The sequence below is a fragment of the Umezawaea tangerina genome, assembly GCF_003002815.1.
Taxonomy (GTDB): Bacteria; Actinomycetota; Actinomycetes; order Mycobacteriales; family Pseudonocardiaceae; genus Umezawaea; species Umezawaea tangerina.
On sequence record NZ_PVTF01000005.1, the window covers coordinates 469,083 to 492,936 of the forward strand.

The following is a 23,854-nucleotide window of genomic DNA, read 5'->3' on the forward strand; positions in this document are numbered from 1 at the left end:
CCCTCCCTAGGCCAGCAGGTAGCCGCCGTCGACGCGGATCACGTCGCCGGTGTGGAAGTCGGACGCGGACGAGCCGAGGTACACGCAGACCCCTGCCAGGTCTTCTGGCGACCCCGTCCGCTTTTGGATGGTCCGGTCCTCGAGCCTCACCCGGACCGCGTCGTTGTCCAACTCGGGCGCGGACATCCCGGTACGAACCCATCCCGGCAGCACGGTGTTGACCTGGACGTTGTAGCGCGCCAACGCCGCAGCGGCGCTCCTGGACAGCCCCAACAAGCCGGCTTTCGCGGACGCGTAGGCGGGGGCTCGTGACATGCCGACGACCGAGGCGAGGGACCCCATGACGATCACCTTGCCGTGCCGCTGCTCCTTGAACGTGGGGACAACGGACCTGATGCAGCGCCACACGCCACTCAGGTTGGTGTCGATGACGTCTGCCCACAGCTCGTCGTCGACCGCCTCGAAGGCGATCCCTTCGCCGGCGCGGCCGGCATTGGCGACCATGACATCGATGCCTCCGAGGAGGTCGAGGGTGGTGCCCACGGCCTGCTCCACCGACTCCGTGGACGTCACGTCGCACTCGACGGCCACCCCGTCGATCTCCTCCCCCATGGCGTGCAGTGCGTCGCGGTCCCGCCCCCACACCGCCACTTTCGCGCCGGACCGGGCGTACGCACGGGAGATCGCCGCGCCGATCCCCTTCGCACCACCGGTGACGACCGCGCGGCGTCCGGCCAACGTCAGTTCGCTCATGAAAGCCCCTCGTAGAACCCGGATCCGGACTTCCGGCCAGTACGGCCCGCCGCCACGTGCCGTTCGAGCAGATCCGGCGGGGTGAAGCGGTCGCCCCCGTAGAAGTCGGCGAGAGCTGTGCTCACCAGCAGCGCGGTGTCGAGTCCGGCGAGGTCGAGCGTCTCCAGCGGACCCATCTTGTGCCCGAACATCAGGCGCGCGACGAGGTCCACGTCCTCGGCGGTGGCGATCCCCTCGTCCACGAGTCGGACGCCCTCCATGAACAGCGCGGTGCTCATGCGGTTGGAGATGAACCCCGGCACGTCCTTCAAGCAGAGCACGTGCCGCCGGTCGACACCGTCGAGGAACCGGATGGCACCCGCCACCGCCTCCGATGACGTGTCGGGTCCGACGACCAGCTCGACGAGCTTCATCAGCTGGGGTGGGTTCGACCAGTGCATGCCGATCACCCGGTCGGGACGATCGCAGTTCGCGGCCACGCGGCCGATCTGGAACTGGGAGGTGTTCGTCGCGAGGACGACGTCAGGAGCGCACATCGCGTCCAGCTCCGCGAACAGGCGCTGCTTCGGTTCGAGCTTCTCGACGATCGCCTCGATCACGAGGTCGGCGGACGATCCGCCGGCTCGGAGGTCGGTCTCCGTCACGATGAGACCACGAGCACGCGACGCCTCGTCATCCGTCAGGCTGCCCGAGCGCACGAAGCGCGCCAGGCTGTCGGCGATCCGCGCCGCGGCCCGGTCGAGGGCCTCCACGTCGTCGTCCACGAGCACGACGTCGAGTCCGGCTTGCGCTGCCACCTGCGCGATGCCGCTCCCCATCAGACCCGCACCGACCACCATCACGGTCGAGACGTCCTGTCGCACGTGCGCGGCAGCAGGCGCGTCCACGTCGCGGCTCACCGGTCCAGCTCCGGCCCGAAGATCGACACGAACGAGACGAACCCACCGGGCAGGCCACCCATGTTCTGGACCAATGCGAGACCAGGGTGGTCGAGCTGCCGTCCCTCCGCCTCACCGCGGAACTGCAGCCACACCTCGTACATCATCCGCAGGCCGCTCGCTCCCACCGGATGGCCGAACGACTTCAGCCCGCCGTCGACGTTGACGGGCAGCCGGCCCCCTGGATCGAAATGCCCGTCCAGCACGTCTTTCCAGGCTTCTCCGCGCGCGGAGAAGCCCAGGTCCTCCATGAGGATCATCTCGGTGGGCGTGAAGCAGTCGTGGACCTCGGCGAACGATATCTGCGTGGAGGGGTCCGTGACTCCGGCCTGCGCATACGCCTGATCCGCGCACGCCACGACCTCGGTGAAGCTGTAGTACCCGCTCTCGGCGGTAGCCGCTCCGTCGCTGGAGCCCGCGTGGAGCGAGAGTCCTTTGAGGAACATCGGGTGATCCGTGTAGCGGTGGGCATCCTCTGCCCGCACGATGATCGCGGCGGCGCCTCCGTCGGCTACTCCAGAGCAGTCGAACACGCTGAGCTCGCCCGCGACCTTGGGAGCCGCGTTGATGTGCTCCTTGCTGACGACGCTCCTGTACTGCGCCAGGGGGTTCTTCGCCCCGTTGCGGTGGTTCTTCCAGGCGATGTGGGTCAAGGCGTCCCGGATCGAGTCGCGGTCCACGCCGTAGTTGCCGGCGTAGACATCGGGCAGCATCGCGTAGGCGGCCGGGTTGCTGATCTCCGGTGCCGTGTTGTCACCGGGTGGCCCGGCCAGGGCAAGCCCTGAAAAGCCGCTGTCCTTCAGCTTCTCGACCCCGACGGCCATGACGACGTCGTAGACGCCCGACGCGACGGCGAAGGCGGCGTTGCGAAAGGCGTCGGATCCGCTCGCGCAGAAGTTCTCCACCCTGGTGACCGGTGCCTCGATCTTCAGCGCCCGCGCCAGGGGAAGCCCCGAGTGACCGGTCGCGAGGGTCGAGTACCAGAAAGCCTCGACGTCGGGCAGTTCCAGGCCCGGCACCGACGCGACGGCCTCGTGGACCGACCCGATCAGCAGGTCGTCCGACGAGGTGTCCCACAGCTCGCCGAACCTGGTGCATCCCATGCCGATCACCGCGACCCTGTCGCGGAGAGTGCCACTCATGCCGACTCCCCAATCGCCGAACGGATCTTCCAGAAGTAGTCGGGTGCACCGTCGGTCTGAGAGGTGCGCCGGAACGTCGGTTCGACCCGGTCCCCCAGCGCGATTCCCGAGTCCGTCGACTCGGCGACCTCCATCGCGAGCCTGCCCCCGCCGTCGAAGTCCACCAGCGCCGCCACCGCCGGTGGGGCGGGAGTGTCCGAGAGCCCGTCCGTGCTGATGGCGGCGACCGTTCCCGGTCGATCCGCACACGGGTACGGGTGATGGGTGTCCGCCCCGCCACACCCGCCGCAAACCCGTTGTGGTGGGAGGTAGACCTTGCCGCACTGACCGCACCGCGAGCCTTCGAGTCGAAACTTCCAGCGGACGTTCCGGAAGGCGGCCGGCGCGGCGACGGCCGGCCGGTCCGGGCGTCTGGCGGGCTCACGCTCGAGAAGTCCTCGCCGCACGAGGTAGTCGGTGTAGGAGATCATCCTGCGGCCGGCGATCTCGCGGTCCAGCCGCTCGGAACCGCCGCCGTCGGCCAGAACGCGCACCACCACGCCGTCGACTCCACCCATCGCCGACAACAGCAGGACGGTGTCACCGGCCTTCGCCACGTCAAGGGTCCGAGCGAGCAGGATGCCGACCTCGGCCGCGCCGCAATAGCCCACCGACTCACGATGTGCCGCGAGGGTGGAACCATCCGAGTCTTCGGCGACCAAGCGGGCGAGCTTCACAGCGAAGCGGTGGCCGGGGGCGGCGACCACCACGAACGTCGGTGGGCCGGTCAGTCCGCCTTCGTCCTTCAGTCGGGCGACCAGACCGTCCATGGTGGACGACAGGGCTGCCTGGGAGAAGCGCTCCTCCGAGACCGCCGAGTAACGCGCTCCTGGCACGCGCCAGATGTCCATGAGCTCCATGGAGACGTGACCCGCTGCTTCGATCTGGGCGATCGGTTGCCCCGTCCCACCGAATCGGAACGCGGCGGCGCCGTCACCGCCGTCCCGTTCCTCGGCCGAGCCCGGCCTGCCACCGCGCATGTCGGCCATCGCGACGAGGCCACCTGTCCGGGCACCCAGGAGGAGGGCCGACAGGCCGCTTCGGAGCCCGGTCACATCCGTCGCCATCACCCGGTCGTCCCCGCCGATGGCCGCTTTGACCGTGGAGGCGTTGGTCTTGTCCGCATACGGGGGCGTCGACGTGGCGAACAGGAGTGGCCCCGCGTCTTCCGAGTGCCGGTCGATGCCGCGCAGAGCGGCCACGGCCATCGTGATGCTGTCCTCGTCGAAACCGGCCACCGAGCGCGTACCCCGGCCACCTCCTCCGATAGCGTCGCTGATGGCCTGCAGCCCCAACGCCGAGGCGGGGATGTACGCGGAACAGTCCGTGATCTTGTGCCAGGTCATGTCGTGCCACTCCAGGTCCTCGTCGGCGTCGGTCGTCACGCGGATCGCCGCGACGGTCGCGCACCCCGGCCGAACCGGGGTGCGCCCGGCCGATCGACCTCGACTTCGTTCATCGTGACCGCGCGCCTCACGCTCGTACCGCCGCGCGGACGGGCAACGCCTCGGTTCCGTGGATGATCAGCACGTTGTGCCAGGGCAGACCACCCGGTGCCTCCGCCACAGTCGGCCGCTCGACCAGGCGGAGAAATGCCGACAGGCCGGCTCCGAGCTCCATTCGAGCCAGCGAGGCGCCCAAGCAGAAGTGGATCCCTTGGCCGAAGGTCAGGTGGGGGTTGTCGGCCCGGTCGATCCTGAACTCCTCGGCGTCCTCGAACACGCTCGAGTCCCGGTTGGCCGCCGCGGGGAGCAGGTAGACCCGATCGCCCGCCGAGATGACCTGGTGTCCCACCGCGATGTCCCGTACCGCCCGACGGACGATGACGTTGCCCGGACCGAAGTAGCGAAGGCATTCCTCGACGGCAGAGCCCACCAACTCGGGCTCCCGCTTGAGCCGTTCCCACGAGTCGGGGTTCCACATGAGCACGAGCAACGCGTTGTTCATGGCGTTCTGGATCGTCTTGTACCCGGCGTCGAGGATCAACGTGCACGTCGCAAGGAGCTCGGTCTCCGACAGCTCGCCGTCGCGGTCATTGGCCTCTACGAGGCCTGACAGGACGTTGTCAGCGGGGTTGACGCGGTAGTGCTCGACCAGGACGAGGAGATACCGCTCGAACTCGAGCATGGCGGCCGCGACCCTCCCGTCCCGGTCGGGATCGCCCAGCGCTCCGTTGACGAAGAGGCCGAGCTCTTCGGCCCACACCTTCAGCCTGATGCCGTCCTCCACCGGAACACCGAAGATTCCGGCGATCATCTGCGCGGGAAGGGGCATGCAGTAGGCCGACATCAGGTCGACCGTCTCGCCGGCCTCCAGCCGCCGCGCGACCTCGGCGGCGAGGTCCGTCGCGATCTCCTCCGCACGTCCTCTCAGCGCGTTCACCCGTCTCGGCGTGAACGACTTGTGGACCAGCCCCCGCAAGCGGGTGTGGTCAGGGGGCGACAGGAACACCAGCCACCGCCCCAGGATGGCGACGAGCCGCTCGAGGCGTTCGCGATCCGCTGCCTTGACACGATCGAAGTAGGGACCGACCCGGTCCGAGCCGAAGGCGTCGTTCCGCAGCGCGGCAACGACTTCGGGGTGGCGAGCGACCAGCCATGCCCTGTGGCGCGTGTTCCAGAGCACGGGCGCCTCCTCGCGAAGGCGCGCGAAGTACGGGAATGGGTCCGCGGAGATCTCGGGACCAGTCAGATCGGCTGAAGCGAGATCGGTGAGATCGGCCGTGGGGCGTGCCATGTCGTCTCCTCCGCGTCATGCGGGCCAGGCGGTGGGTCCGCCTCTCGGAAGAGGAGCGGTCGTCCGCAAAAGTTCAGACATTGACCGATCGCTCGCTCACATTTAGAGTTACATGAGGGAGCGGCGGGAAGCAAGCACCGATCGGCAACCCCCGGACCCACCGTCGCCGGAGGGGTCAACGCGAGGCCCGTCGACGACCCTGAGGCGTCGTGGACTCAGGGACGGATCACCTTGTTCCACGGCACAGGAGGACATGCTCCACAACCGATGGCCACTCGAATCCGACGGCAGCAACCGGGATGTCGTCGCACGGGCGTACGTTGCCGCCCGTGCCATCACACCTTGCTTGCCCAGGCCCGTCGACAGTGCGCCGACGACCCTCTGGAACGGAGCCTGCCCTTGTACCCAGGAGCGCATAGCGCGGTAGCGCCCGAGCACCCCGCCGTCATCATGGCGAACGACGGCCGGGTCATGACTTATCGCGCCCTCGAAGAAGAATCGTCCCGCCTGGCGCGCTTCCTGCACGACCAAGGACTCCGCAGGGGCGACGGCATCGTCATCGTCTCGCCGAACGACCCGCTGTGCTTCGTCGTGTACTGGGCCGCGATGCGCAGCGGACTTTACGTGACGCCGTTGAACATCCACATGGCCGAACGCGAGACGGTCGCCGTGCTGCGCAACTGCCAACCTCAAGCCGCGGTGGTCTCCGCGTCCTGCGGCGACCTCGCCGAAGCAGTGTTCCCCCAAGTCGAGGGAGTAGCCGTACGCCTGAGCTTCGGGGGCCCAGTGGAAGGGTTCTCCGACTACACCTCGACGCTGGCGGGTACCGGCACAACGCCATTGCCCGACCAGCCCAGGGGCCAGGACATGCTCTACTCCTCGGGAACCACTGGTGGAACTCCCAAGGGCATTCGGCCGGAGCTCCCGTCACGGCAGGTCCACGAACCGGGCGACCCCCTCGTCGACACCTTCGGACCCAAGTACGGCTTCGACGTCGACACCGTCTACCTCTCGCCCGCTCCGCTCTACCACGGTGGACCACTCCGCTTTTGCGTCGTCGTCCAGTCCCTGGGCGGGACGGTCGTCATCCTCGACCGCTTCGACCCCGAGAGGGCGCTCGCGGCGATCGAGCGCTACCGCTGCACCCACAGCCAGTGGGTGCCGACCATGTTCGTGAGGATGCTGAAGCTCCCGGATGGGGTCCGCCGCGCCCACGACACGTCATCCATGCGTTGCGCGGTCCACTCGTCGGCGCCGTGCCCGCGGAGCGTCAAGCAGGCGATGATCGACTGGTGGGGGCCCGTCCTCGAGGAGTACTACGCCTCCCAGGAAGCCGCCGGGATCACGATGATCTCCAGTGCGGAGTGGCTGGAACGACGTGGTTCGGTCGGTCGCGCCATCCTCGGCGACATCAAGATCTGCGGTGACGACGGCCAGGTTCTCGGTCCACACGAGACGGGGATGGTCTACTTCGCCCGTGACCGGGCCACCTTCCAGTACCACAAGGATCCCGCGGCCACGAGGCACGCTCGCCACCCCTTGCACGAATGCTGGTCGACGGCAGGCGACATCGGCCATCTCGACGAGGACGGCTACCTCTACCTGACCGACCGGGCCGCGTTCATGATCATCAGCGGGGGCGTCAACATCTACCCGCAGGAGATCGAGAACGAGCTGGCCCTGCACCCGGCGGTGGACGACGTGGCGGTGATCGGCGTGCCGGACCCCGACCTCGGCCAACGCGTGACCGCGGTCATCTGCCCGGCACCCACGGCCTCACCAGGTGAACAACTGGAGCTGGAGCTCCGGGACTACCTCAAGCCGCGAGTCGCGAGCTACAAGCTTCCGAAGGACATGCATTTCGCACGAGAGCTTCCACGCACACCGACAGGAAAGCTCGCCAAGGCCAGCCTCGTCCGCCAGTACAGCAGTGGCGACGCCTGACGACCTGGGCCCAGCCTTGTCATTTGAGGCGGTCGACACCTGTTCACCTTCGCGCTCGCCGAAGTCTTCGTCTTGCTGGTCGCCCAGGCGTTGTCGGCGATCTTCTCCCCACGTACGCGGGAGTCGTCTGCGAAAGTGCCCGGCCCGTTGTCGGTGTCGACCGCGCGCGTCACTTCAGCGTCACCTGTTGCCGTAGTCCATGGCGCCGACAGCGCGGACGTAGGTGGTGGCGCCCTGGCGCAGGATCGTGCCGAAGGTCCACTCGAGGCGCTGGGTGTCGGTCGTGTTGGGCGGTGTGATGAGAACCGAGTCGGGTGCCCAGTTCGAAGCGCCTTCCTGCGTCCCGGCGCTCAGGAAAACCAGGGCCGCGCTCGTCGACTCCCCCGGAGCGAGGCTGACCGGGTCGATCGGGTCGTCAGCGCTCACAAGGTGCCAGGGGGAGCCGTTGATCGTCTGGAACTCGACGTCGGGAAAACCCTGGATCGTGCACCGAGCCGACGAGTTGTTGCGCAGCAGGATCGGAACGTCGATCTGACCATCCGAGCCCTGGATGGGGAAGTCGAGGCCGAAGCCCACCTTGGCGGTGGCGCAGAACGGCTCGTCGCCGGATGGCTTGTCGACGTTGTCACGAGGAGCCCTCTCGACCTCAGTACCAGGATTGCCTGCTGTACTCGCGTTGGCAGGAGCACTTGCGCTGCCGGAACTCCGAGGCTGCTTCGCGGTCGACGAGGACGGTGCAACAGCAGCACTACCGGCGGCCACACCGATGGTCCCGCTCGCGGAGCACCCGGTCAGCGCACCGAACACCGCCAGAACAGCGATGATGCCAACACCGCGGACAGCCCGACTGTTGTTCTTACCCATGTTCCACCCGTTCTTGATTGCCTTGCAATGTCAATCCGCACACGAATCGGGGCAGAGGAAAGCGAAGCTCCCTTTGCCGTCATCCAGGTGAGGGCGGCCTGGATGACGACGCTTCGCACAACGACCACGTACACCCTCGCCCCACGCGAATCCCTGTGGGATCAACCGTCCAGTTGCAACGTCGTCGCCAGGCACGCGGCCACGTCGGCAGGTGCCGGGAGTTCCGCGATCTGGGCGGCCACGTCCTCGGCGCCCGCGCGGAAGCCCCGGCCTTCCAGGACCGACAGCGCGACTCTCGCCACCGACCCGCCCGGTTCCACGACACGACCTGCGCCTGCCGCGACCACCCGGTCGGCCTGGACGAACTGGTCGGCGCCCTGCGGCACGACCACCAGGGGGATCCCGGCGGCGAGGCTGCCGAGCGTGGTGCCGGCGCCGCCGTGGGTCAGCACCAGGTCGACGTCGCGCAACAGGTCGTCCAGCGGGGTGAAGCCGACGAAGGACACCCGCTCGGCCGGGACGTCGAAGTCCGCGGCGGAGGTGGCCAGTCCGGTCGTGACTCGCAGGTCCAGGCCCGCGTTCGCCAGGTCGAGCAGCAGCGGGTTCAGCACCTGCGGTGCGGCGAAGACGGTTCCGAACGTCACCAGAACGCGAGGCCGCGAGCGCGGCGGGGGTGCGGGGAGAGGCGCGCGCGTTCCGGGTGCGCGGTGGGCTTCCGGACGCAGGCCGAGCCGTCCCGCCGGCGGCTGCCAACCGTCCCGTTGCAGCGACTCCGGGCAGGTGTCCAGGTACCAGCGGGACGGACGCCGGGCGAGATCGCGAGCGGCGTACCGGCTCTCCACCACCGCCGACGTCGCCTCGGCCAGTTCCGAGGCCATCGCGGGCCCGTAGGCCAACGTGGCGACCGGGACGTCGAGAGCGGCGCCGAGCAGCGGGCCGATGAAGTCGTAGTGCTCGCTGACGATCACGTCCGGTTTCCAGTCGCCCGCCGCCGCAAGGGATTCCTCGAACCCGAGGTCGACGCGCGTGCCCGCGAACAGTTCCGCCTCGACCGCCAGGGTCGGCGCACCAGACAAGAGGTCGGCGCCGGTCGTGCGGGCGATCTCCGCGATCAGGACGTCCGGACCGGGACCCGCGGCGAGGACGTCGATGTCCTCCTGGGCGACCAGCGGTGACATGACACCGGCGGTCAACAGGGCCACGGTGTCGCCGCGCTCCCGGAAGGCACGTGCGAGAGGCAGGCTCGGGAACACATGACCCACGCCGGGACCACTCGAAAACAGGACTCTGACGCTCAACGGTGCACTCCACAACTGATGTGTTTCCGGCGATGACACCCGCACCCGGTCGACCACCAGGCGGGCGGGCACAGTTCGAAAGAGACTGTGCATGTTGACCATAGACAGTCTCTTGTCAACTTGGAACCCCTATAGTCATCGACGTGGAAGCCACCGCTTACAACTCGCCCCGCCGCAAGGAGGCCGCGGCCCTGACGCGGCAGGCCATCCTGGACGCCGCCCGCGGGCTCTTCGTCGGCCGCGGCTACGTCGCGACGACCATCCAGGACATCGCCTCCGTGGCCAGGGTGGCTCCGGCGACGGTGTACGCGAGCGTGGGTGGCAAACCGCGGCTGCTCGCAGAACTAATCACAAGCGGCATCGGCGACGCCCGGCTGCGGGAGGCGACCGGCCGCATCGCGACCGGCACGGACCCGGTCGAGGTCGTCGCCGACTACGTCGCAGGCGTCCGGCTGGCCGTGCGGGAGTACGGGGACATCGCCGAACTGGTGCTCGCGACCGCGCACGTGGACGCCACCGTGGCGAAGACGGCGGCACTGGCCGAGGAGGACTTCCGGCGGGAGCTCACAGCGGTCGCGAACCGGTTGCGCGACCTGGGCGCGTTGGTCGGATCGGTCGACGACGCGGTCGACGTGCTCGCGTACTACCTCGGGTACTCGTCGTGGCGGCGGTTGGTGCTCGACTTCGGGTGGAACCACGACAAGGCCCAGGCGTGGCTGACGGAGCGGATCACCGACGCACTGGTCACACCCTGACAGCGGTGGTGGAGGCCGCGAACACGTGGATCGACGGTCTTCCGGTCGTTTAATCGGACCAATGGTGAAAAACCAACAACCCGATTGATTCCCACCTCCAGGACGGCATCAACCGAGTCCCGTAAGGAACATGTAAGGCGCCCTTGGTCAACTTGGCGGTCACCCCGTCCAGCCATTCCCGTGAAGATCGGAGTCGTCCCACACCGGAATCGAAAGGACTCCTTGCATGGAGACGCCGCTGGCGCGCCGACTGCTCGCCGAACTCGCCGGAACCACCATCCTGTGCCTCTTCGGCATCGGGGCCGCCGCGGCCGTGGCCAGAGTCGACGCGGGCGGACCGGGACTGCTCGTGGTGGCGCTCGCCCACGGACTCGCCCTCGCCGTCGCCATCTACGCGTTCGGCTCCGCCTCCGGCGGCCACTTCAACCCCACTGTCACCGTCGCCCTGGCCGCCAGGGCCCGGTTCCCCTGGCGCGAGGTGCCCGCCTACGTCGTCGCGCAGCTCCTCGGCGGCACGCTCGGCGCGACGGTGGTCCACCTGGCCTACACGGGATCGGGTGCCACCGGAAAGCTCGGTGCGACGACCCTCGCCGGGGGTGTGAACGTCGGGCAGGGCGTCCTCGCCGAGGCGTTCGGCGCGTTCTTGCTGGTCACCGCCGTCTACGCGCTGGCCGTGACGCCGTCGGCACCCAAGGGCGTGGCCGGCTTCGGCATCGGACTGGCGCTGGCCGTCCAGATCATGGCGATCGGCCCCCTCACCGGCGCCTCGGTCAACTTCGCCCGCACGCTCGGCCCCGACCTGGTGCTCGCCGTCACGGGCGGCGAGGTCGCCTGGTCGCACCTGGTCGTCTACCTCGTCGGCCCGATCGTGGGCGGCCTGGCGGCAGCCCTGCTGTACGAGGTGGTCAGCGGACTCAAGGCCGCACGGCCGACCGTTGAACGGGTCTGAGCCCACCGAGCCGATACCTGCCGACGTCGCCGGCCACCTGGAGTGCCTGGCAGGCAGTTCGGCGATCACCGAGGGCTGGATCATCGAAGGCGTTTACCACGACTCGCGCTTCTACCCGATCCACGTTGGCACGCAGCTAGAAGCCTACCTTTCCCCGAAGAAGGAAGCAGAATTCGACCCATAGCAGCCCCGCCCCTGATCTGCTGCCGAACCGAAATCGGAATACCCAACCGATTCGGCACGACCTCGCGCGCTTGATTCACGATTCCGGTCGGGCCCACGGCAATCGTTGTGGGCCCGACCGCGGCGCGCGGGTCTGCTCGCATTGCGAGCTGGACGCCCACACCAGGTGCGGGAACTGATCGGCGATGACCCGGTCGCGCTCGGTGGTCAGATCCGCGCGGTGATGAAACCGGTCAGCCGGTCGAGTCCCGTCTCGATCTGGTCGGTGGTCAGGGAGCTGCACGACAGCCGCATCTGGTGCGCGGCCACCTCGTCGTCGTCGTGGAAGTGGCGCATCGGCGTGAACAGGACGCCGTACCGGTTCGCCGCAACGTCGAGCAGTTCGTCGGTGACCGGGAACGGCACCGTCAGGCCCACGAAGAAGCCGCCGCCGGGGGTGTTCCAGTGGACGCCGTCCAGGCCGCCGAGGCGTCGGGCGAGTCCTCGCAGGAGGCAGTCGAGGTTGCGGCGGTAGGTGTCGATCTGTCGGCGGTTGGCCCGCAGCAGGCTGCCCCCGTGCTTCAGCAGCATCCCGCCGACCAGGGCCTGGCTCACCGCGGAGGTGTTGACGGTGAGCATGCTCTTCGCCTTGGACAGCTCGTCGGCGAGCAGTCCTCCGGCGCCGTCGCGTCCGGCGATGCGCTGGTCCGCGACCGCGAAACCCACCCTGGCACCGGGGAAGCAGGTCTTCGACAACGACCCGAGGTAGACCACCCGCTGACCGGTGTCGAGCGCCTTCAGCGTCGGAGGACGCTCCCCCTCCACGGCCTGGAAGAACCCGTACGGGTTGTCCTCCAACAGGAGCAGGTCCTGTTCGGCGGCGATCTCCAGCAGCCGTGCCCGGCCTGGCAGGGTCATGCTGCGGCCGCTGGGGTTGGAGAAGTCGGGGACGAGGTACAGCGCGCGGGGCCGCAGCCCCTCGGCACGGGCGGCCGCGAGCTGTGCGAGCAGGTCGTCCGGGTCTACCCCGTCGGGGCCTTCCCGGACCGGGCGGACCGGCATGTCCAGCAGTCGTGCGGCGCCGGTCAACCCGACGTAGGTGGGTGCCACGGCCAGCAGGACGTCGCGGTCGGTGGCCCGCAAGGCGCGCAGCACCAACCAAAGCGCCTCCTGGGCGCCGACGGTGACCAGGATCGCCTCCGGGTCCACGGTGATCCCCTCGTCCAGCTCCAGTTGCCGGGCGATGAGTTCGTGGACGATGCCCTTGGTGCGCCCGTACTGGAACAGCTCCCGGTGGACCCGGGCCCGGTCGTACCCCTTCGTCTCCGCCAAGTGCAGGGCGTAAGCGTCGAGGTAGGCATGCAGGTCGGCGAGGTCGAAGCCGTCCTCGGTCGGCCTGCCGGGCGCGAAGGAGATCGCGTCCGGGAAGCGGCCCGCCACCTCGTTGAGGAAGTTCATCGACCGCATCGCCGGGTCGGAGAGCGAGGCGTGCAGATCCGCCGGGTCGAGCCGGACCGACGTGGACGGCACGACCGCGGTCATCGGACACCGCCCGGAGCAGGACGACCGTCCGCCACTCGTGCCGTCAGCCGCCGGGCGGCGTCGAGGTCGGCGCAGCCGGACAGCTCCAGGGCGGAGAGCAGTTCGGCGGCGAGCAGGTCGAGAACCCGGCGGACGCCTGCCTCGCCGTCGACGGCGAGCCCCCACAGCACGGGCCTGCCGAGCAGGACACCGCTCGCGCCCAGCGCCAGCGCCCTCAGGACGTCGGTGCCGCCGCGGATCCCGCTGTCCAGCAGCACCCCGCACCGCTCGGGCAGGGCCTCGCGCACCGCGGACAGCATGTCCACGCTGGCCACGGCACCGTCGAGCTGGCGTCCGCCGTGGTTGGAGACCACCACGGCGTCCGCGCCGAGTTCGGCGACGCGCGCCGCGTCCCGCGGGTCCAGGACCCCCTTGACGATCAGCGGCAGCCGGGTGCTCTCCCGCAGCCGGGCGAGGTCGTCCCAGCCCAGCCCGACCGCGAAGGCCTCGGCGGTGTGCACGGCGACGGCGGAGGCACCGGGTCGCCGTTCGTGGGTCGACCGGAGGCTCGCCGGGTCCAGGTGGGCGGCGGCCACGTCCGTCGGCAGCGCGAAGCCGTTGCGCAGGTCGCGCAGCCGGCGGCCCATCCGCGGGACGTCCACGGTCACCACGAGCGCCGCGCATCCGGCTTCCTCGGCCCGGCGGACCACGTCGGCCGTGGCCCCGGCGTCCCGCAGGCAGTACAGCTGGAACCAGGTGACCCCACCCTGCGCGGTCACGGACTCGACGGGTTGGCTGCTCAGCATGGACAGGGTGAACGGCACCCCGGCCGCCGCGGCGGCCCTCGCCGTCGCCCGCTCCCCGTCCGGGTGCACCAACCGCTGGTACGCCATCGGCGCGACGGCGACCGGAAGGGCGGCGGCCGGGGCGCCGGGCAGCTCGGCCCTGGTGTCGCAGCCGGGGCTGCCGGTGAGGACCCTGGGGACGAGCCCGATCCGGTCCAGTGCCCTCCGGTTGGCCGCCAGGGTCAGTTCGGTGTCGCTGCCGCCCGCCACGAAGTCCCAGATCCCGGCGGGCAGCACCCGCTGCGCCACGGCCGCGAACTCCGCCACGGACACCGGTCCCGAACCGGTCGTGACGGGATCGGCCACGGCGGTCACAGGGACACTCCCTCGGAGGCCAGCCGCTCCGCCTCGACCGCTTCGTAGAGGGCCTTGATGTTGCCGCTGCCGAAGGTGCGGGCGCCGAAGCGCTCGATCACCTCGTAGAACAGCGTGCTGTCCGGGTGGGTGGAGCGGGTGAAGATCTGGAACAGCTGGCCGTCCTGGTCCTCGTCCACCAGCACGTTCAGCTCACGCAGGCCGGCGATGGTGTGCCGGGTCAGGTCGAGGTGGCCTGCCAGCAGGGTGTAGTAGGCCTCGGGGGCGGTCAGGAAGTCGACTCCGCGCTTCTGGAGGGTGCCGACGGCCTCGACGATGTCCGTGGCGGTGAAGGCGAGGTGCTGCACTCCGGGCCCGCCGTGCCGCTCCAGGAAGCGGTTGATCTGGCCGGGCTCGGCGGTGGCGTCCGGCTGGATCAGGGTCAGGGTGATCTCGCCGGACGCGCTCTGCACCACCTGCGACTCCATCGCCTGGGCGCCGACCCTGATGAGCTCGGTGAAGATGGTCCGGAAGCCGAGCACCCGCGTGTAGTGCTCCACCGTGCGGTCGAGCTCGCCCGCCTCGATGCAGATCGCGAAGTGGTCGAGTTCGGTGAGGAGTTCACCCGCGCCCGCCGCGTCGGCGTCCTCGACCGGGGTGAAGCCCGGCGGCACCGCGAAGTCGCCGCCGGCTTCGGTCAGGGTGTGCACCACGTCCCCGAAGCCCTCGATCACCGCGGTGGTGCGGCCGTCGGCGTGCCGGTACGGCGGGGCGACCGCGACCGCCCCGCGTGCCACGGCGGCGCCGAAGGCCACGAAGACGTCGGTCACGGTGAGCGCGATGTCGGCCACACCGTCCCCGTGGGCCCGGACGTAGCGGGCCGCCGGGTGGTCGTCGGTACGGGCCTGGGTGAGGACGAGGGTGATCCGACCCTGCCGCAGGGCGAGGGAGTCGGCCTCCGCCGTGGCGGCGCGGGCGACCGGGCGGAAACCGTAGTGGTCGGTCAGCTCGGCCGAGGCCGCCGCCAGGTCGGCGACGTAGAACTCGACGTGGCCGAGGCGGAAGTCGGGCGCGTGGGTCATGGCAGGACCTTTCGTCGGGTGGTGGGAGTACTGGGAGCGACGCGGGTGGGGCGGTGCTTCAGGCGAGGGCGGGTGACGCGCCGGACGCGGATCCGGGGCGGCATCGGATCACCCGTCGCTCATGGCGGCGACGAGACTGGCAGGCCGCAGGTCCGTCCAGTTCTGCTCGATGTGGGACAGGCAGGCCTGCCGGGACCCCGGACCGTGGACGGTGGTCCAGCCGGCGGGAACATCGAGAGCGGCGGGCCAGAGCGAGTGCTGGTTCTCCTCGTTCACCAGCACGAGGTAGGTGGCTTCTTCGTCTTCGAAGGGGTTCGTCATGGGTGTTCTCTCTTCTCACCTGATTGGCGGGTAGGGACGGGCAGGGAGGGACCGGCTCAGACCGGGGAGCGACGCAGCGCAGGGCGGGCCTTGGGCGCGGTGGCCAGCCGGGCGGCGATCGCGGCGGGCGTCGGGTGCTGGAACACCTCGCGGATGCGCACTTCGAGACCGAATTCCGCGCGCACCCGGCTGATCAACCGGGTGACCAGCAGCGAGTGGCCGCCGAGCGCGAAGAAGTTGTCGTCGGCCCCGACCTCGTCGCGCTCCAGCACCTCGGCGAACAGCTCGCGGATCCGCCACTCGGCCCCCGTACCGGGATCCGCCCCGGTACCGGACTCGGTACCGGGCTCGCCGAGCACGGCCTGGTGCCACCGCGACAGGCCCGCGACCGCGTTGACCCGCTGCCCAGGATCGGCCGCGCACCGCTCCAGCAACTCGACCAGCGCGGCGGCCATGCGCTCGGCGGTCCCGTGCTCGAACAGCTCGGTCGCGTAGGTCAGTTCGCCGCTGAGACCGGCCGGGGCCCCCTCGGCGGCGCGCTGTTCGGTCAGGTCCAAGCCGAGGTCGAACTTCGACACCCGTGAGTCCACCGGGTACGACCGCGCCGTGGTCCCGGGGAACCGGGGCATCGCGGGCTGCTCGTTCTGGAGCTGGACCATGACCTGGACGAGGGGGTGGCGGGCGAGGGAGCGTTCGGGGTTGAGGGCCTCTACGACCTGGTCGAAGGGGACGTCCTGGTGGTCGTAGGCGGTCAGGTCCGATTCCCGCACCCTGGTGAGGAGCTCGGCGAAGGTCGGGTCACCGGAGAGGTCGGTGCGCAGGACCAGGGTGTTGACGAAGAAGCCGACGAGGTCGTCGAGCGCCTCGTCCGAGCGTCCCGCCACCGGGGTGCCGATCGGGATGTCGTCCCCCGCGCCGAGCCCGCACAGCAGTGCCGCGAGTCCGGCTTGCAGGACCATGAACAGGGTGCAGCCGTGCTCTCGGGACACCTCCGACAACCGCGCGTGCAGCTCACCGCCGAGGACCACCGGCACCGAACCGCCTGCATGGCTCGCCACCGGCGGCCTCGGCCGGTCGAACGGCAACGCCAGCTCGGTGGGCGAACCGGTGAGGTGCCGCGTCCAGAAGTCCAGCCCGTCCGCGGTCGGCAGCTCGCGCTGCCAGAGCGTGTAGTCGACGTACTGCACCGCCAACGGGGCGAAGTCGGGCCGCTCGCCGCGGGAACGGGCCGTGTAGGCCAGGGTCAGGTCGCGCAGCAGCGGATCCCAGGACCAGCCGTCGCCCGCGATGTGGTGGACCACCAGGTTCAGCACGTGCTCGTCCGGGCCGATCTCGAACAGCCGCGCCTTGACCGGTAGGTCGGTGGCGAGGTCGAACTCGTGGACGGTCAGCGCGGCGACCGCCTCGGGCAGCCCGGCCTCGGTGACCGTCGCGGTCTCCAGGGACAGCCGGGCGCGGGCCTCCTCCTCGGAGAGCAGCTGGAGGCTGGGCAGGCCCTCGGTCTCGGGGAAGGTGGTGCGCAACACCTCGTGCCGGGTGACGACATCCCCGAGTGCCGCTTCGAGGGCGGCCCGGTCCAGGACGCCGTGCAGCCGGAAGGCGGCGGGCATGTTGTAGATCGAGGACCGCTCCTCGACCTGGTGGACGAACCACAGGCGCTGCTGCGCGAAGGACAGCGGCGGGTCGACGGGTCGCTCCCGGCGGCGCAGAGGAGTCCGGGCGCGGGAGGCCCGGCCCGCGCGTTCCGCGAGGGTGGCGACCGTCTGCGCCTGGAACAGGTCGCGCAGCGAGAGTTCGACGCCGAGTGCGGTCCGGATCCGGCTGACCAGCCTCGTCGCGAGCAGGGAGTGCCCGCCCAGGTCGAAGAAGCTGACGTCGGTGCCGACCTCGTCCAGGCCCAGCAGCTCCGCGAAGAGCCCGGCGAGCACCTGCTCCTGGGGAGTCCTGGGTGCCCGGCCCGTCGCGGCCGTCGGCTCGGGCACCTCCAGCGCCTTGTAGTCGACCTTGCCGTTGGCGGTGAGCGGCAGCTCGTCCAGGACGACCAGGGCCGAGGGCACCATGAACTCGGGCAGCAGCGAGGCGAGGTGGGCGCGCGCCTCGGGGACCGTCGCCGTCCCGGTCAGGTGGGCGACGATCCGCTTCTCGCCGTCCGGTCCCGGCCGGGCGGTCACCACGGCCTGCCGGACCCCAGGGCAGCCGGACAGCGCCGCCTCCACCTCTCCCAGCTCCACCCGGAAACCACGGATCTTGAGCTGTTCGTCCGCCCGGCCGACGAAGTCCAGGCGACCGTCGGCCCGGCGGCGGGCCAGGTCACCGGTGCGGTACATCCGCGTGCCGGGAGCGCCGTACGGGTCGGCGACGAACCGCTCGGCCGTCTGGCCGGGCTGCCCGAGGTAGCCACGGGCCAGCCCGGCACCCGCGAGGTACAGCTCGCCCGTCGCGCCCGGCGGCAGCAACCGCAGGTTCTCGTCCAGGACGTAGGCACGGGTGTCGTCCAACGGCGTGCCGATCGGCACCGGTCCCGGCTCGTCGTCCGCGACCAGGTGGGACGTCGCGCACAGGGTCGCCTCCGTCGGCCCGTACAGGTGCCGGACCGCGATACCGGGGCAGGCGGCGCGCACGGCGCGCACGGCGGCGGGCGTGACCACGTCACCGCCGGTCAGCACCTCCCGCACCCCGGCGAGGACGTCCGGCCGTTCCTCCGCCACCACCCGGAACAGCCCGGCCGTGAGGTGGACCGCGGTGATCGCCTCGTCGCGGATCAGCCTGCCCAGCTCGGCGACGCCGAGGTCCCCCTCGGGCGCGACGACCACCTGCCAGCCGGAGAGCAGGGCCACCCACAGCTCGTAGTTCGCGATGTCGAAGGCGTGCGGCGCGTGGAACAGGACGCGCTGCGGCTCGGCGGTCCGCCAGCCGCTGTCCGCCACCAGGTCGAGCACGGCGCGGTGGCTCACGGCGACGCCCTTCGGCACGCCGGTGGAGCCCGAGGTGTGCATGACGTAGGCGAGCTGGTCGGGGCGGCAGTCGACCGCCATCACCGCCGCACCACCGGGACCCTGCGCACCGGGCACCTCGACGACGTGCCCGGTGCGCAGCCCCTGTGCACGGGAGGCGTCGTCCACGAGCAGCACCGGGCTACCGGTGTCGTCCAGGATCCGCTGGGTGCGGGCGGGCGGTGAGTCGTGGTGCAGGGGGACGTAGGCGCCACCGGTCTTGAGCACGGCGAGCAGCGCCACGACGACCTCGGGGGACCTCGGCATCAGCACGGCCACCAGGTGCTCGGGGCCGACGCCGAGCGCGGTCAACCGGTGGGCCAGCCGGTCCGCCCGATCGTTCAGCTCGCGGTAGGTCACCTCGACGGGCCCGGACCTCAGGGCCACGGCCTCGGGGGTGCGGGCGGCCTGCGCCTCGAAGGCCCGGTGCACGCCGTCGTGGACGGACGGCTCCGCCGGGCTCACCGGGTCGCCCAGGAGGCGGTCCCGCTCCTGCGGCAGGAGCGCGTCCAGCTCCGAGACCCGACCGCGCGGCCGTGCCACCGCCTGGGCCAGGACCGACCGCAGGCGTCGGCCGAGGGTGTCGACGGTGTCCCGGTCGAACAGGTCGGTGCGGTACTTGACCACGGCGTGCAGGCCGCCCTCGGCCACCGGCCTCTCGACGAACTGGAAGGCGAGGTCGAACTCGGCCACGGGGAAGTCGACCTCGGTGGTCTCCCCCTCGAGGCCGACCAGGTCGAGCGCCTGTCCGACGGCCCTCCGCATCGTCAGCATGACCTGGAACAGGGGGTTGCGGGCCAGCGAGCGGCGCGGGTTGACCGCTTGGACGACCTGCTCGAACGGCACGTCCTGGTGGGCGAAGGCGGCCAGGTCCGACTCCCGGACCCGGCGCAGCAGTTCCAGGAAGCTCGGGTCGCCCGCCAGGTCGGTGCGCAGCACCAGGGTGTTGACGAAGAACCCGGCCAGTTCCTCCAGCGCCTCCTCCGACCGGCCCGCGGTGACCGTGCCGAGCGGGATGTCGGTGCCCGCGCCGAACCGGGAGAGCAGCACGGCGAGCGCGGCCTGCACCACCATGAAGGGCGTGCAGCCGTTGGTGCGGGCCACCTCGGTCAGGCGCGCGGTCAGTTCCGGGCCCAGGTCGAGGTCGACCACGGCCCCGGTGTGGTCCGGAACCGGGGGCCGGGCGCGGTCTAGGGGCAAGGCGATCTCCTCTGGCAGACCCGCCAACGCCTCGCGCCAGTACGCCAGTTGTGCCTCGCCCTCCTCGCGGATCAGCTCCCGCTGCCAGAGCGTGTAGTCGGCGTACTGCACCGGCAGCGGGGCCCAGCCGGGGCGCTCGCCTCGGCTGCGGGCGTCGTAGGCCTGGCTCAGGTCGCGCAGCAGCGGTTCCCAGGACCAGCCGTCGGTGGCGATGTGGTGGATCGCCAGGACCAGCGTGTGCTCCTGCGGCCCCGCGGTCAGCAGGGACGCCCGCAGGGGGACGTCGGTGGTCAGGTCGAAGGGACGGGCCGCGATCTCGGTGACGTCGGCGTCGGCCGCGTCGAGGACCAGGAGGTCCGGGTGGACCTCCGGCAGGACGACCTGGCCCGGTTCGCCGTCCGCGGCCGCCGCCGGGTAGACGGTGCGGAGGGTCTCGTGGCGCTCGACCAGGTCGGCCAGTGCGGTGCGCAGCGCCGTGAGGTCGAGCGGGCCGGTGAGCCGGGTGGCCACCACGCAGTGGTAGGCGGGGCTGGGGCCGTCGAGGCGGTGGAGGAACCACAGCCCGCGCTGGACGGCGGACAGCGGGAGGGTGGCGGGCCGGTCGGCGGGGCGCAGTGGCGGGCGGGCCTGGCCGGCGCCGTCCAGGGACGCGGCCAACGCGGCGACCGTGCGCGCGCCGAAGACCTCGCGGACCCCGGCCGCCACCCCGAACGCGGTGCGGATCTGCGCGGCGAGCTGCACGGCCAGCAGGGAGTTGCCGCCGAGTTCGAAGAAGTCGTCGTCGGCGCCCACGGCGTCCAGGCCCAGCACCGCGGCGAACAGCCCGGCCAGGATCTCCGCACGGGCGGTGCGCGGCGCGCGGCCGACCCGGTAGACGGGTTCGGGCAGGGCCCGGCGGTCGAGCTTGCCGTTCGCGGTGACCGGCAGCTCGTCCAGGACGACCACGGCCGACGGGACCATGTGCTCGGGCAGCTCCCTGGCCGCCTGGGACCGCAGCGCCTCGGGCGCGGGATCGGCGCCGGGGCGCGGGACGACGTAGGCGACGATGCGGCGGTCGCCCGGCCGGTCCTCGCGGATGACGACGGCGGCCGAGGCGACCGACTCCGCGCGGGCGAGGACGGCCTGGATCTCGCCCGGTTCGACGCGGAAGCCGCGGATCTTGACCTGGTCGTCGGTGCGGCCGAGGTACTCGAGGACCCCGGTCGACGTCCAGCGGGCGAGGTCCCCGGTGCGGTACATCCGCTCGCCGGTGCCGAACGGGCAGGCCACGAACCGCTCGGCGGTCAGGCCCGGCAGCCCCGCGTACCCGCGCGCCAGTTGCACGCCGCCCAGGTACAGCTCTCCCGCGACGCCGGGCGCCACCGGTCGCAACCACCTGTCCAGCACGTACGTACGGGTGTTGGCGGCGGGCCTGCCGATGGGGACGGTGGTCGCGGGGCCGGGACGGCAGGCCCAGAGGGTCACGTCCACGGATGCCTCGGTGGGCCCGTACAGGTTGTGCAGCCCCGCCCAGGGAAGCACCTCGTGGAACGCGTCCTGGGTCCGGGTGGACAGGGCCTCGCCGCTGCAGATCACCCGGCGGAGCGAGCGGGCCCGCGGGGCGGTCGGCTCGCGGAGGAACACCTCCAGCATGGACGGCACGAAGTGCGCGGTGGTGACCGACTCGCGCTCGACCAGCTCGGCGAGGTACACCGGGTCGCGGTGTCCGCCGGGCTTGGCGACCACCAGGGTCGCGCCGAACAGCAGCGGCCAGAAGAACTCCCAGACCGACACGTCGAACCCGCACGGGGTCTTCTGCAGGATCCGGTCGTCGGCGGTGAGCGGGTACTCCTCCTGCATCCACAGCAGCCGGTTGACCACGCCCTCGTGCGACACCACCACGCCCTTGGGGCTGCCGGTGGAACCCGAGGTGAAGATCGTGTACGCCGGGTGGCGCGACGAGCGGACCGGCGACCGGAAAGGACCGGCGTCGGGCAGCGGGATGTCCATCCGTAGGACCGGGACGGTGCCGTACGACTGCGGGCCCGTGGCGAGGACCAGGACCGGGGCGGCGTCCCGGAGGATGCCCTCGACGCGTGCCGTGGGCTGGTCCAGGTCCAGGGGGAGGTAGGCCGCGCCGGCCTTCAGCACCCCGTAGAGGGCGACGACCAGCTCGACCGAACGGGGAAGCGCGACCGCGACCAGCGACTCGGGGCCGATGCCGCGCGCGGCCAGCGCGGCCGCCAACCGGTCGGCGCGGTGGTCGAGCTCGCGGTAGGTGACGGACCGGTCCTCGAAGACGACGGCCGTGGCGTCGGGGGTCCGGGCCACCTGGTCCTCGAACAGTTCGGGCAGGGTGGTCGCGGGGAGTTCGGCGGCGGTGTCGTTCCAGACCGTGACGACCTTGTCGTACTCCTCGTCGGTGAGGGTGTCGAGCGCGCCGAGCGGGAGGTCGGGGTCCGCCGTCCAGCGCTCCAGCAGCCGGGCCAGCCTGCCGCCGAGGTCCGCGACCCGGTCCCGGTCGAGCAGTTCGGGGTGGTGGCTGAGCCGCAGTTCGAGCGCGGGGCCAGGTTCCACGACCAGGGACAGCGGGAAGTGGGTGGTGTCCCGGAAGCGGATCTCGACCTCCAGACCCGGCACGTCGAGCGTGTAGTCGCTCATCGGGAAGTTGTCGAAGACCAGGTTGGTGTCGAACAGCGCGGTCGACGAGCCCGCCAGGCGCTGGATCTCGGTCAGCCCGAGGTGGTCGTGCTCCAGCAGCCCCACGCGCTGCCGCTGCAGCTCCGCGCACAGCTCGCGCAGCGACGCGGCGCGGTCGAGGCGGGCCCGGACCGGCACGGTGTTGATCAGCATGCCGATCATGTCGTCGGCGCCGGGCAGCTCGTCCGGACGGCCGCTGACCGTGCAGCCGAAGACCACGTCGTCCTGACCGGTGCTGCGCGCCAGCACGACCGCCCACGCGCCCTGGATGACCGTGGTGAACAGCAGGTTGCAGCCACGCGCCCGGTCCTTCAGCGCCGCCGTCCGCTCCGGCGTCAGCCGCACGACGAAGTCCTCGGGGGTCGCACCGGGAGACACCCCGCGGTCGGTCGACGCCAGTCGGGTGGGCTGTCCGCTGTCGGCGAGCGCGGTGCGCCAGGCGTGCTCGGCCGCCGGGCGGTCCTGCGCGGCCAGCCAGGTCAGGTAGTCGCGGTAGGGCCGGGCCGGGGGCAGTTCGGTGCCGCTGTACAGGGCGAACAGCTCGCGGAAGAGGAGGGCGAACGACCAGCCGTCCAGCACGAGGTGGTGGGCCGTCACCAGCAGGCGGTGGCGCCGCGGGCCGAGGGTGACCAGGGTGAAGCGCAGCAGCGGCGGCCGCTGGAAGTCCACACCGCGCGCCCAGTCCCGCTCGGTGACCTCGGCGACGTGCGCCTCCGGGTCGTCACCGCCGTCCGGGCCGCTCTCCTCCCAGGCCAGCGGCATGTCCCGGCGGACCACCTGGATGGGGGCGCCCGTCTTGCGGTGGGTGAAGGAGACCCGGAGGTTGGCGTGCCGCCGGAGCAGCGCGCCGGCCGCCGCCTTCAGCTCGGCCGGGTCCAGGTCGCCCCGCAGGTCGACGGTGAACTGGGCGATGTAGAGGTGCCTGGACTCCGGGTCGAACCCCGAGTGGAAGAGGATGCCTTCCTGCAGCGGGGAGAGCGGCAGGATGTCCTCGACCGCCTGCTGGCTGGTGTTCATGAGTGGTCAACTTCCGGTCGGCAGAGGTCTGATGGGGTCGAGGGCCGCCGCGGGATCGTCCGGTCCCACCCGGTCGATCCGGGTGGCGGCGAGGCGGGTAGCGCGGGTGACGGCGGCGGGCCGGACCCCGGTACCCGGTGGACCGCCTGATCGGTCACCGTCGGCCGGGGCCTGATCCCGAGTCCACCGGGGACGGTCCGGCCACCACCGAACGTCGCGAGGTCGACCGCCGACCGGACCGGCTGCTGGATTGCCACCGCTGAACCTCCCTGCGATTCCGTTTGGACGTCGCGCATGCCATCGTCGGCGCGCGCCGTCGCGT

Annotated in this window: 16 protein-coding genes; 4 read left to right on the top strand and 12 right to left on the bottom strand. The window is 70.9% G+C overall.

What is annotated here, in order from left to right:
• Window positions 1–6 precede the first annotated feature (6 nt).
• From CLV43_RS19525 to CLV43_RS19545, 5 genes are all read right to left on the bottom strand, one after another.
• Window positions 7–753, bottom strand: a complete 747-nt coding sequence (locus tag CLV43_RS19525) for an SDR family NAD(P)-dependent oxidoreductase (RefSeq protein WP_106188632.1) — start codon at window positions 751–753, stop codon at window positions 7–9.
• A complete protein-coding gene (locus CLV43_RS19530; protein ID WP_146174810.1) occupies window positions 750–1,652 on the bottom strand; it encodes a 3-hydroxyacyl-CoA dehydrogenase family protein in 903 nt (300 codons plus the stop codon). Before CLV43_RS19530 ends, CLV43_RS19525 begins: the two co-directional genes overlap by 4 nt.
• Window positions 1,649–2,833: an acetyl-CoA acetyltransferase gene (locus tag CLV43_RS19535; RefSeq protein ID WP_106188634.1), complete on the bottom strand. Its 1,185-nt coding sequence runs from the start codon at window positions 2,831–2,833 to the stop codon at window positions 1,649–1,651. Before CLV43_RS19535 ends, CLV43_RS19530 begins: the two co-directional genes overlap by 4 nt.
• Entirely contained in the window at window positions 2,830–4,257 is a 1,428-nt protein-coding gene (locus tag CLV43_RS19540; protein ID WP_106188635.1) for a zinc ribbon domain-containing protein, read from the bottom strand. The genes CLV43_RS19535 and CLV43_RS19540 overlap by 4 nt, the downstream gene beginning before the upstream one ends.
• A gap of 88 nt (window positions 4,258–4,345) precedes the next feature.
• Window positions 4,346–5,608, bottom strand: coding sequence for a cytochrome P450 (locus CLV43_RS19545; protein ID WP_106188636.1), 1,263 nt, complete (start codon window positions 5,606–5,608; stop codon window positions 4,346–4,348).
• 267 nt (window positions 5,609–5,875) lie between these two features.
• Here CLV43_RS19545 and CLV43_RS19550 point away from each other — a divergent pair, with 267 nt between their 5' ends.
• Window positions 5,876–7,552, top strand: a complete 1,677-nt coding sequence (locus CLV43_RS19550) for an acyl-CoA synthetase (RefSeq protein WP_342749796.1) — start codon at window positions 5,876–5,878, stop codon at window positions 7,550–7,552.
• A 180-nt stretch (window positions 7,553–7,732) separates the two neighbouring features.
• On the opposite strand, the gene CLV43_RS19555 is transcribed toward CLV43_RS19550, so the two are convergent.
• Window positions 7,733–8,416, bottom strand: a complete 684-nt coding sequence (locus CLV43_RS19555) for a DUF4232 domain-containing protein (protein WP_106188638.1) — start codon at window positions 8,414–8,416, stop codon at window positions 7,733–7,735.
• A 161-nt stretch (window positions 8,417–8,577) separates the two neighbouring features.
• A complete protein-coding gene (locus CLV43_RS19560; protein ID WP_245886695.1) occupies window positions 8,578–9,618 on the bottom strand; it encodes a glycosyltransferase in 1,041 nt (346 codons plus the stop codon).
• Window positions 9,619–9,857: 239 nt separating this feature from the next.
• Here CLV43_RS19560 and CLV43_RS19565 point away from each other — a divergent pair, with 239 nt between their 5' ends.
• The 3 genes from CLV43_RS19565 (at window position 9,858) to CLV43_RS48475 (ending at window position 11,602) form a co-directional block, all read left to right on the top strand.
• Window positions 9,858–10,469, top strand: coding sequence for a TetR/AcrR family transcriptional regulator (locus CLV43_RS19565; RefSeq protein WP_106188639.1), 612 nt, complete (start codon window positions 9,858–9,860; stop codon window positions 10,467–10,469).
• A 226-nt stretch (window positions 10,470–10,695) separates the two neighbouring features.
• On the top strand, window positions 10,696–11,418 hold the full coding sequence (locus CLV43_RS19570) for an MIP/aquaporin family protein (protein ID WP_106188640.1): 723 nt from the start codon (window positions 10,696–10,698) through the stop codon (window positions 11,416–11,418).
• Window positions 11,405–11,602: a hypothetical protein gene (locus tag CLV43_RS48475; protein WP_106188641.1), complete on the top strand. Its 198-nt coding sequence runs from the start codon at window positions 11,405–11,407 to the stop codon at window positions 11,600–11,602. The genes CLV43_RS19570 and CLV43_RS48475 overlap by 14 nt, the downstream gene beginning before the upstream one ends.
• 206 nt (window positions 11,603–11,808) lie before the next feature.
• Here CLV43_RS48475 and CLV43_RS19580 read toward each other — a convergent pair whose 3' ends face one another.
• The 5 genes from CLV43_RS19580 to CLV43_RS19600 form a co-directional block, all read right to left on the bottom strand.
• On the bottom strand, window positions 11,809–13,122 hold the full coding sequence (locus tag CLV43_RS19580) for an aminotransferase-like domain-containing protein (RefSeq protein WP_106188642.1): 1,314 nt from the start codon (window positions 13,120–13,122) through the stop codon (window positions 11,809–11,811).
• Window positions 13,119–14,261 carry an alpha-hydroxy acid oxidase gene (locus CLV43_RS19585; RefSeq protein ID WP_342749797.1) on the bottom strand — a complete coding sequence of 381 codons (1,143 nt, stop codon included), beginning with the start codon at window positions 14,259–14,261 and terminating at the stop codon, window positions 13,119–13,121. The genes CLV43_RS19580 and CLV43_RS19585 overlap by 4 nt, the downstream gene beginning before the upstream one ends.
• Window positions 14,258–15,322, bottom strand: a complete 1,065-nt coding sequence (gene hppD, locus CLV43_RS19590; RefSeq protein ID WP_106188643.1) for a 4-hydroxyphenylpyruvate dioxygenase — start codon at window positions 15,320–15,322, stop codon at window positions 14,258–14,260. Before hppD ends, CLV43_RS19585 begins: the two co-directional genes overlap by 4 nt.
• A gap of 108 nt (window positions 15,323–15,430) precedes the next feature.
• Window positions 15,431–15,643 carry an MbtH family protein gene (locus CLV43_RS19595; protein WP_106188644.1) on the bottom strand — a complete coding sequence of 71 codons (213 nt, stop codon included), beginning with the start codon at window positions 15,641–15,643 and terminating at the stop codon, window positions 15,431–15,433.
• Between the two features lie 56 nt (window positions 15,644–15,699).
• Window positions 15,700–23,532, bottom strand: coding sequence for a non-ribosomal peptide synthetase (locus CLV43_RS19600; RefSeq protein ID WP_106188645.1), 7,833 nt, complete (start codon window positions 23,530–23,532; stop codon window positions 15,700–15,702).
• Window positions 23,533–23,854 lie beyond the last annotated feature (322 nt).